The organism is Methylobacterium sp. WL119 (genome assembly GCF_008039875.1).
Taxonomy (GTDB): domain Bacteria; phylum Pseudomonadota; class Alphaproteobacteria; order Rhizobiales; family Beijerinckiaceae; genus Methylobacterium.
In genome coordinates, this window is record NZ_VRUU01000192.1 from 1 (window position 1) to 3,702 (window position 3,702).

At 56.3% G+C, this 3,702-nt stretch carries 3 protein-coding genes; 1 reads left to right on the plus strand and 2 read right to left on the minus strand.

Features of this window, described 5'->3' with window-relative positions; translation table 11 throughout:
- The coding region (locus FV227_RS28110; RefSeq protein ID WP_147860434.1) for a helix-hairpin-helix domain-containing protein at positions 1-285 on the plus strand (285 nt) is incomplete at its 5' end.
- 324 nt (positions 286-609) lie between these two features.
- Here the strand turns inward: FV227_RS28110 and FV227_RS28115 are convergent.
- Together FV227_RS28115 and FV227_RS28120 are read right to left on the minus strand one after the other, a co-directional pair.
- Positions 610-2,265: an ATP-binding protein gene (locus FV227_RS28115; RefSeq protein WP_147729119.1), complete on the minus strand. Its 1,656-nt coding sequence runs from the start codon at positions 2,263-2,265 to the stop codon at positions 610-612.
- Between the two features lie 84 nt (positions 2,266-2,349).
- A complete protein-coding gene (locus FV227_RS28120) occupies positions 2,350-3,405 on the minus strand; it encodes a dsDNA nuclease domain-containing protein (protein WP_187274991.1) in 1,056 nt (351 codons plus the stop codon).
- Positions 3,406-3,702: the final 297 nt, after the last annotated feature.

The following is a 3,702-nucleotide window of genomic DNA, read 5'->3' on the forward strand; positions in this document are numbered from 1 at the left end:
ACCCCGACCAAGCCCGCGGCGACCGCGCCCGCCGCCCCGGCCGCGCCGATGAAGCCCTCGGCCCCCGTCGCCGGCGCGCCGAACGCCGCCAAGGGCGCCCTGCTCGACCTCAACAGCGCCTCCGCCGCCGAGCTCGACGCGCTCCCCGGCATCGGCGCCGCCCGCTCGGCCGCGATCATCAAGGGCCGCCCCTACAAGGGCAAGGACGACCTCGTGCAGAAGAAGATCCTCTCGCAGTCGGTCTACGACGGCATCAAGGACAAGGTCATCGCCAAGCACAAGTGATTTTTTGCGGGGTTTTGGCCGGCGCGCGGTGAGTGGGCTGCGCGCCGGTATGGAGGAGAGCGGCGTTCCATAGAGTCTCACCGGCCGCTTTCGACCTAACCTAGTCGTATTCAAACGGCCGTGCGGCTCCCAAGAGCAGACGTATGTTCCGTTGCCGCTCCGACAATTATGCCCCCAAGCTGGGCATAGAACACGATCAGTTTCAATTTAGATCACTGAACTGAACCATATCCCAGGCGGATGAGCCACTCGAACCTGCAGGTAAATTGTTAAATTCGAAATTCAATCGCAATGCATAGACCGAGTTTTGTAATAGGCCCCATCTCAGATCATTTGATTTCTAAACTCATCAATTATTGCCGATATGCCCGAGTATAAACTTGGCTGCAGCAGCTTGCGTTCGTTTGTCAGCTCAATCTTCTTTCCGTCCATCTCATATCCATTTAGCGACACTGACCCCACGATGAACTGGGCGTTCGCCGGCCTCTGCGCTTCAATCGTGCTGAAGATACGTTTCGCGTTTACGGGGTCCTGATCCTGCTGCAATGGACTGTCGAGGACGACAGGCGCAGTGATCGCCGTCGTGTGCTCGAAGCAGGTGCTGACAAACGCTAGGACGTAGGAGAGGACAGCACGAGGATGAACCGATCCGGTATCCTTGATGACGTAATGAATTTTCTGCGCTTTATCCAAATTGATATTTTTAACATCTAGCGATTTCAAATTTGATGTGATCTGCTGGGCGAAAAATGACTCGATCCTATCCTTTCGCGCTTTGTTTTCGAGCTTGCGTATCGATTTTCTCACCGATTCGATCCCGGTGGTCAACTCGGCTGTCCTGGCTTCGATATCTGCGGCCTGTCGGTCGAAGACGCTCAGCGCCTGACGCTGTCCCTCCGACGCGATGACCTGGGCAAGGGTGATCTCGCCCTGTTTGATGGTGAGCACCTGTTGGGCAGCGGCGATCTGCTCGTCGGCACTCCTGAGGTTCAGGCGAGCGGCCTCAACCTGCGCCTTGACCTCGATCATGTGGTCGACGAGCTCGTTCAGGACCGCGACGCATGCCTCGCGATCCTCGATAATGCCGAACCTCATCGCGAAGTTGTTTTCGTGGACCGTTCCGCACGTCGGGCATGGGATAGGCTCATCGCCCCGCTCGACGAGCCATTCGCGATCGTTCTCAAGCTCTTTGAGCGCGCGGCGCCCGACCTCGAACTGGTCGTTCAGGAGCGTTCTTTGCGCTATCACGTCGCTCAATGAGGCAGCGAACTTGGCTCGCTTCTCCCGCAGCTTTTTCAGCTCGGATAGTAAACGCAGGATCGCCGCCTCGTACGCTTCCTGGTCGATCGACAACGCGTCTTGGGTCACGGATTGCCGCAGAGCCAGGGCCGATCGTTCGACGACGGTCGCTTGGCTCTGCAACTCGCCTTTTTCGACGGCCATCAGCTGAAGCTCAGCCCGGCGGGCGTACCATTCGTCCGGCAGGATGCCCGAATGGTACGAGACGATGCTTCGATGGTAGTTGGCGAACTGCTTCAGCCCATCGAACGACTGCCAGGGACGCTCCCAACCTACATCCTGATCGACGTAGAACGGCAGGAAGAAGAAGGCCGGTGTCGGCGTTGTCGGGTTCCCCTTTCGGTCCGGCAAGACCAGACTGATCCCAAGTAGCTTCGCGAGGGACGGTGCCAACTGGCTCGTCACCTTTTGCATCGACTCCATGAGAATGCGCGCCTCGTCGAACAGCGCGAAAACCGATCCATGCCTAAGCATGAAGAAGGTTTTACCATCAACCTGAAATTCAAGGAGACCAGTCACCTTCAGTTTAGGCCAGTTTTCGTGAACGCGGGCTGGCTCCGCACCGAGAACCCAGTATAAGGATTTGATCAGGGATGACTTACCTGTTGAGTTGCCCCCTAGGATGATCGTTATCTTCGGGTCGAACGTCGTCTGGAACGCCCCCTGCTCCAGGTCGGACATGAGATATAACTTTTTGAAGCGTAAGTTTTTCATTGGTCTTCTTGCGCAAGTTCCTCACCAGCAATCTAAATCTGCGTTCGTCGCTCATGATGAGAACTCGTAGAGGAAGGCCGCACTCAGGTACGCGTCGTCCTGATAAATGCCGAACTGCTGGGCGAGCGCGCGGACGCGTCCGAGATTTGATTCAACGATCCCGGCAAGGGTTTGATCGCCATCGTCGATACCGCTCGCATGTTCGTAAAGGTTCGTGCAGAATTGCTCGAAAGCAATTGATACCATGCTGAGCTTCTCAAGCTCGTAGCGTGCCCAGGCGCGCCTGATATCGCGCTTTCGGACAGGAGATATCTCTGTGAGGTCGTTCGAGACGGTAGACCACTTCGGCCTGCTCTGGTGACGCCGTTTGGTCTCGTCCAGCATCTCCTGGACCTGAGCACGCGTAAGCGCCTTCGCCCGCATTAAATCCTGGAAGCTCGTCACGCTGCCCATGTGCTTGGACCGTTCGCGGGCGTGTTCGAGAATGACCACGACGAATGTCGATGACGGGCAGTCCGGAATACCGAGTTCGCGTTCAAGGAACTGAAGGATCAGACCCCGAAGCATAGTTCCGGGCCTGCTCAGCGGGAGGTCCGATAGATAATACTCGAAAAGCTTGATGTCGCCTGCTGCGAACGTCGGAACCTCGGTCGCCAGCGCTTTCTTGAGCGCGTCGGTTTTGACGACTTCGCCTTCATCGAAGGTGCAAGGGCACTTCGTATACTCAATGAACTCGCAAGGTTGGTTGCTAACGAAGCCTAGAACCTCAGCCGCGTTGCCGAATTTAGTCTTGTTATCGTACATTTTTGCCATTATTGATGGAATTTTATCGCTTCCATCACGCTTTTTATAGCGCTGCGTAAGCCTCTTTACAGTCCAATTGCCGGAGGTTCTCGTCTTGACCTGATAAAATCGTGCCTTGGTTGGCTGCGTCGAGCCGTTCAGTACCACGATGTCGTCGTGAAATTCGAACGCGACGGCGTAGTCATCCAGCTTTTCGTGTAGCATCAGAACGAGCGAGACAGCCCAAGAGGCTTGGTAATCAAGCCGTTCGAGCGCGATGCTTCCACCCTTCTCGCGCTGCGGAATGGCGACGAGATCGTCCATCAAGCTCAAGACTTGCCCCCGTGACCATATCCTCTTCCTGCGAGGATCATGCATAGGTAGTCCCAACGCAACCTTGGCAGATCGCCTTTCGTGTGCGGTGTCTAGCGGAACGTGTCCGCCAGAAAGTCCGCTTCCGCCGTCAGAACGCAATCGCCGGCAATCGACATCGGGCTAAATCCTCCCGAGCGTCGAACTTCCGCTTTATGAATTCGACACTCAAAATCCGACTAGAGGAAATCCATTCATAGCCGTCGTTCAAACCCGTCGAACCCCCGTCCCCCCAACCTTGTCCCCCAC

Coding starts and splice junctions, on each gene's coding strand:
- FV227_RS28115 (WP_147729119.1), bottom strand. CDS start 2,265: ATGTCCGACCTGGAGCAGGGGGCGTTCCAGACGACGTTCGACCCGAAG.
- FV227_RS28120 (WP_187274991.1), bottom strand. CDS start 3,405: ATGGACGATCTCGTCGCCATTCCGCAGCGCGAGAAGGGTGGAAGCATC.